This window comes from Streptomyces sp. NPDC054840, from assembly GCF_053611065.1.
Genome location: NZ_JBSGZP010000838.1, coordinates 1 through 2724, shown reverse-complemented (window position 1 = coordinate 2724; position 2724 = coordinate 1). Strand labels below are relative to the sequence as shown.

The following is a 2724-nucleotide window of genomic DNA, read 5'->3' as shown; positions in this document are numbered from 1 at the left end:
ATGGAGAGGGACAGATCGCCGAGCCGCCGAGAGTCCGGAGGACCGCATGCTTGCCGAGACCATTTGCTCCGCGGTGTCAGTGGCGGGCCTGGGCATCGCCGCGGTCACCGCCTACCGCAAACGCTTCCTGGCCGCCGCGCGGATCACCGCGTACGCGCTGGTGCCGGTCGCCCTGGTGATGACGGGGTTCGTGGAGTGGGTGTCCGGGATGGTCTTCGACCCGACCGTCTGGGCCGGCTTCGGACTGCTGGGGCTGTCCTGGCTGCTCTTCACGATCACCCGGGCCGTCGAGCGCCGCGGCCTGACGGCGTCCGGGGAGCCCGGGAAGCCCGCGAAGAAGGTCAAGGGGAGCCCGGCCGCCGAGGCCGTCGCCCCGGCCGCCTCCGCGCCGTCCCTGGGCACCGCCGCCCAGGCCGGTTCGCAGGCACGGTCCGCCGCCCCCACGGAGGACTTCTCCGACATCGAGGCCATCCTCAAGAAGCACGGGATCTGAGCAGAGGAACCGGGCACGGGATCCGAGCGCGGGATCCGGCCCGGCCCGCAAGACGACGCCTCGTCCACAAGATCGAGCGAACTCCCGCGCGGGTGTTGGCGTGTTGAGGGCCGGTGAGCGGTGCGCTGCGCCATCATCGGCCCGACATGTTCGACACATCGCACCATGATCCGCCGGTACCCGCCCCTGTGGTGGAGGAGCCGCGAGGCTGTCTCTTCGCGCTCTCCCAGCCACCCCTGATGATCTTCCTAGCGGTGATCGGCATCCTGCTGCTGCTCGCCGCGGTTCACGATCTGTTCCTGCTCTGACGCCTCCGCGTCGGCCTCCTTGCGCCGGGCCCGGTACGCCGCCACGTGCAGCCGGTTCCCACAGGTCCGGCTGTCGCAGTAGCGCCGGGACCGGTTGCGGGACAGGTCGACGAAGGCGCGCCGGCAGTCCGGGGCCTCGCAGCGGCGCAGCCGTTCCTGCTCGCCGGAGACCACGATGAAGGCCAGCGCCATGCCGCCGTCGGCCGCCAGGTGGTCGCCCACCGACGCGCCCGGCGCGAAATAGTGCACGTGCCAGTCGTAGCCGTCGTGGTCGGTCAGCTGCGGGGTGGTGCCCGCCGTGGCCACGAGCTCGTTGATCAGGATGGAAGCCGCACGCGGGTTCGGAGAGGCGAAGACCTGGGCGAACTTTCCGCGCACCGCCCGGACGCCGGCCAGGTCGCGCGCGCTGAGCTCGCCGACGTCGCTGATCGAGTACTCCTGGACGAATCCGCGCAGCGCGCCGATGTCCGAGAGACCGTCGGGCTGGTCGGCCTCGGCCACGGTGTTCACCAGCGCGACGACGACGTCGAGCGCGCGACGGGTGTCGTGGGGGATCTGCACGGGGTCTCCCTCAGGGGCCGGGCCTGCGACGACGGGAGCCGTCGCCGCTGCCGCCCGACAATAGCGGGTCCCGCAGAGCACGCCGGCGCCGTCCTCGCGGGTGGCTTCCGCGGGAACAGCGCCGGCACTGCCGTATGTGGTTGTCCGTCCCGCACCGTCGCCCCGAGTCGGACGGTGTCGAGCGGCTGTAGGCCTGGCTCAGCTTTCGGCCAGGATGTGGGAGAGCTCCTTGTCGAGGTCGAAGTGCCGGTGCTCGGTCCCGGGTGGAACCGCGGCGTCCGTCCGCTTGAGGAACGACTCGAGTGCTCGGGCGGGTGCTTCGAGCAGTGCTTCTCCCTCCGGTGAGCTCAGGGCGATGCAGACGACGCCCTGACCGTGGCTGCGGGACGGCCAGACGCGGACGTCGCCGGTACCGGTGGGCCGGTGGAGGCCCTCCGCGAGGAGGTCGCGGGCGAATACCCATTCGACCGTCTCCTCGGCGCCGGTGTGGAAGGTGGCGTGCACGGCGTAGGGGTCGGCCGTGTCATACCGCAGGCCCGCGGGAACAGGCAGTGAGGACTCGCTCGACACAACGAGGCGCAGGTGCAGCTCGCAGCTGACCGTGGTGTTCATAAGCGCCAGGGCCTTTCGCTCAGTGTGCGCTCGGGGATTCGCACGTCGGCGAAATCGACATGCCACCTACGGTGCCGTTGTAAACCCCTCTGACCGTTTTGCGGACCTCTGGGTCCCTCGGACGGCGGATCCAAACCCACATTCCGGTGTGCATCCAGCTCCGGTAGATTCGGGTTCATGAATACGGGGAGTGACCGCGGAACCCACGGGTCCGACGCTGATGACACCACCACGGAAGCCGCCTCCGAGGAGACGCCGCACGTGTCGAAGGCGCCGGCCTTCATCAAACGGAGCAGGAGCCTGCACCTGAGCTGGCAGGTCGGCGTCTTCATCGTCGGCCTCGCCGTGATCGGCGCCGGCATCGCCATGCTCGTGCTGCCCGGCCCCGGCTGGGTCGCGATCTTCGCGGGCCTGGCGATCTGGGCCACCGAGTTCGCCTGGGCGCACTTCGTGCTGCGCTGGACCAAGCGGAAGGTCACCGAGGCCGCGCAGAAGGCGCTCGACCCGAAGGTCCGCCGCCGCAACATCATCCTGACCAGCGTGGGCTTCGTCATCGCGGGCGCGCTGATCGGTTTCTACCTGTGGAAGTACGGGCTCGTCCTGCCCTGGAACCTCAAGGACCAGTGATGGTCAAGGAGCACCGCTGACATGCGGTAATGTTTGCGGTGCGTCCGGGCGATTAGCTCAGTGGGAGAGCACTTCGTTCACACCGAAGGGGTCACTGGTTCGAACCCAGTATCGCCCACCCGG

Annotated in this window: 4 protein-coding genes and 1 tRNA gene; 3 read left to right on the top strand and 2 right to left on the bottom strand. The window is 69.5% G+C overall.

Annotated features, from left to right (window positions below; translation table 11 throughout):
- The first annotated feature begins 46 nt into the window (after positions 1 to 46).
- Positions 47 to 493, top strand: a complete 447-nt coding sequence (locus ACWGIU_RS34830) for a hypothetical protein (protein ID WP_453712102.1) — start codon at positions 47 to 49, stop codon at positions 491 to 493.
- A gap of 248 nt (positions 494 to 741) precedes the next feature.
- Here ACWGIU_RS34830 and ACWGIU_RS34825 read toward each other — a convergent pair whose 3' ends face one another.
- On the bottom strand, positions 742 to 1362 hold the full coding sequence (locus ACWGIU_RS34825; RefSeq protein WP_453712101.1) for a CGNR zinc finger domain-containing protein: 621 nt from the start codon (positions 1360 to 1362) through the stop codon (positions 742 to 744).
- Between the two features lie 198 nt (positions 1363 to 1560).
- Positions 1561 to 1974, bottom strand: coding sequence for an SsgA family sporulation/cell division regulator (locus ACWGIU_RS34820; RefSeq protein ID WP_030011909.1), 414 nt, complete (start codon positions 1972 to 1974; stop codon positions 1561 to 1563).
- Between the two features lie 177 nt (positions 1975 to 2151).
- Between ACWGIU_RS34820 and ACWGIU_RS34815 the strand changes: the two genes are divergently transcribed.
- On the top strand, positions 2152 to 2601 hold the full coding sequence (locus ACWGIU_RS34815) for a TIGR02611 family protein (RefSeq protein ID WP_453712100.1): 450 nt from the start codon (positions 2152 to 2154) through the stop codon (positions 2599 to 2601).
- 46 nt (positions 2602 to 2647) lie between these two features.
- Positions 2648 to 2719, top strand: a tRNA-Val gene (locus ACWGIU_RS34810).
- Positions 2720 to 2724: the final 5 nt, after the last annotated feature.

Bases quoted from the DNA above. Each gene is read 5' to 3' on its own strand.
- ACWGIU_RS34815 (WP_453712100.1), top strand. From the start codon at position 2,152: ATGAATACGGGGAGTGACCGCGGAACCCACGGGTCCGACGCTGATGAC.
- ACWGIU_RS34830 (WP_453712102.1), top strand. From the start codon at position 47: ATGCTTGCCGAGACCATTTGCTCCGCGGTGTCAGTGGCGGGCCTGGGC.
- ACWGIU_RS34820 (WP_030011909.1), bottom strand. From the start codon at position 1,974: ATGAACACCACGGTCAGCTGCGAGCTGCACCTGCGCCTCGTTGTGTCG.